Here is a 2,653-nt window from a genome sequence, read left to right on the forward strand (position 1 = left end):
TTGGATTTAACTGATGGGAAGAACGAGCAGTCAGATCTATTTAACCCCATGCCCAACGACCCAAAACTCATGTCTGTGTATGATTCGTTGAACCAACGCTATGGCTCTGACACCTTGTTTCTGGGAGCACAGGGAATAGCCCAGAAATGGGGCATGCGGCGTGAGATGCTAACGCCTCACTACACAACGAAATGGCAAGACTTGCCAGTCATCAAGTGCGGGTAAAGTCGTTAATCCTCGTCCAATATGAGGACGCTGTCCAACAGTGAACTCGCTATCGTGCCTAGCTCAGTTATGCCCCTTTTTCACTTAAAGTAAAAGCTCATTAACATACTGTACATCAATCTTAGCCCTACTAGATCTAATGGTATGGCGTAATAGTTTTTGACGAATTCTTCCTGTTATCTCTTCTAAGGCACACACAATTATCACATAACTTGCAAATATGGCTTGAGTTGCTTATCAGTGATTAGCAAGATAGAACGAAATCAAAGATGGATATACTTCGTCTTAATCCTAAAGGAGTTCTGAGTGAAACTAATATCTATAGAAGTTAATAATTTGCGGTGCTATAAAGAGCCAGTATCAGTAAAAATTGATGATTTAACTACTATCATTGGTAAAAATGACATTGGTAAATCTACGCTTCTTGAAGCAATGGAAGTGTTTTTCAACAATGATGTTGTGAAAATATCTCAAGATGATGCAAACATACACAACGAAAGCAAAAAAGTATCAATCACGTGTGAGTTCACATCGCTTCCAGAAAAAATAATTTTAGACAGTGGTACAGAGACTACTCTTAAGAATGAGTACTTATTAACGAAAGATAATACTCTGAAAATTAAAAAAGTATTTGATTGTAGCAAGAAAACACCATCTTGCGATGTTTTCATTGTGGCTGAGCACCCAACGGCTACTGGCTGTAATAATCTATTAGAGTTAAAAGAAAAAGATCTTCAAAAAATAATTAAGGACGAGAAAATTGAGAGTCCATTAAAGGGAAACCCTTTAATGAGGGCTGCTATTTGGGATAATGCAACGGATTTAGAATTGAATCAAGTTGAGATTCCAGTAACAAAGCCCAAAGAGGATAGTAAAAGAATTTGGGAGCAAGTTGATAAATACCTTCCATTATTTGCCCTATTTCAAAGTGATAGAAGTAGTAAAGACTCAGACGGTGAAGTTCAAGATCCAATGAAAGCTGCTGTCGCGGCTGCCATTGCGGAAGTTCAAGATGATATTGAACGGATCCAGAAAAAAGTGCAGGAGAGAACTGAAGAGATAGCGAATAATACACATGAAGCGTTAAAAACAATCGACAGTAACCTTGCAAGCGAACTGACACCAGAATTTACTCCGCCAACCCCAGCAAAATGGACAGGATTGTTTTCAGTTAACTTGAGTACTGACGGGATTCCTTTAAATAAAAGGGGAAGTGGCGTTAGACGACTGGTATTAGTTAGTTTTTTTAAAGCTGAAGCGGAACGCTTACTTACTAAAGGAAGTAAAAAAGGAATTATCTATGCTGTGGAAGAACCTGAAACAGCTCAGCATCCCTATAATCAAAAGATCTTACAGTCTTCTTTCTCTGCGCTAGCATCTGAACCAAATTGCCAAGTGATTTTAACAACTCACAGTCCTGGCTTTGCTAGCGATTTACCCATGGAGGGTGTTCGATATATAAATCGAGATAGTGAAGGGAAACCAGTAATTGAGCATGGTACAGATGTGCTAACTGATGTTGCAAGTGCGTTAGGTGTGACACCTGATAGTCGAGTAAAAGTTTTAGTTTGCGTTGAGGGGCCTACAGATGTGAGTGCGCTGAAAGCTCTGAGTGCGGCTCTGCATAATGAGGATGTAACTATTCCCAACCTAGATTTAGATGATAGAGTTGCCTTTATTGTACTTGGTGGTGGTAACTTGAAGCACTGGGTAAACCATCATTATTTAAGTGGTCTAGGTAGACCTGAAATTCATATCTATGATGCGGATGTTCCAAGCTATGTAGGTTATGCTGATGAAATAAATCAACGCACAGATGGGTCTAAAGCGTTTATTACTCAGAAACATGAAATTGAAAGTTACCTTCATACAGATGCTATAAGGTTAGCATTTGATGTTGATGTTGAAGTTACAGACCATCCTAACTCTGACGGAAAAGCAACCCCGAAGGTTTTTGCCGAAGTCTACTCTGAAGCTCAAGGCTATGATGGGATCATGAAGGATAATAACGCAAAAATTAGGCTATCAAATCAAGCATTTCCGCTTATGACACCTGAAATGATTCATGAAAGAGATCCAAATGGTGAAGTAAAAGGATGGTTTACTACAATTGGCAGCTATTTGGAATGATAGGGAGACCCACGGTACCACATATGTGAGACTATCTCCCGTCAGTTGGCAGAACTAACCTTTGGCTGCGGCAGCAGCCAAAAATAACTGAACACCAACATGATCTTTACCATCAATACTGAGTTTAGGAACTTTTCCATATATAGATTAATTTACTTGTTGCTAATTTAGTGAAATCGCTAGCTCAGAAATGTCCACTTACGAGCCACAGCTCCCGTGAGCACGATCACGTAGCTCTCACTGCTTACTGCCTTTGGTCACGAGCCTAAATTCCAATCCAGATTGCTTTGATTGACGA

The 2,653-nt window shown here is 39.6% G+C and carries 2 protein-coding genes; both read left to right on the forward strand.

All coding sequences use genetic code 11. The features are described from left to right. A partial coding sequence (locus R8N28_RS23665; RefSeq protein ID WP_318183484.1) for a DUF4113 domain-containing protein occupies positions 1-225 on the forward strand: 225 nt, incomplete at its 5' end. 306 nt (positions 226-531) lie between these two features. Next, the gene (locus R8N28_RS23670) at positions 532-2,355 is read left to right on the forward strand and encodes an ATP-binding protein (RefSeq protein ID WP_318183485.1); all 1,824 of its coding nucleotides are present in this window, start codon (positions 532-534) and stop codon (positions 2,353-2,355) included. Positions 2,356-2,653: the final 298 nt, after the last annotated feature.

The organism is Vibrio sp. Vb1554 (assembly GCF_033344235.1).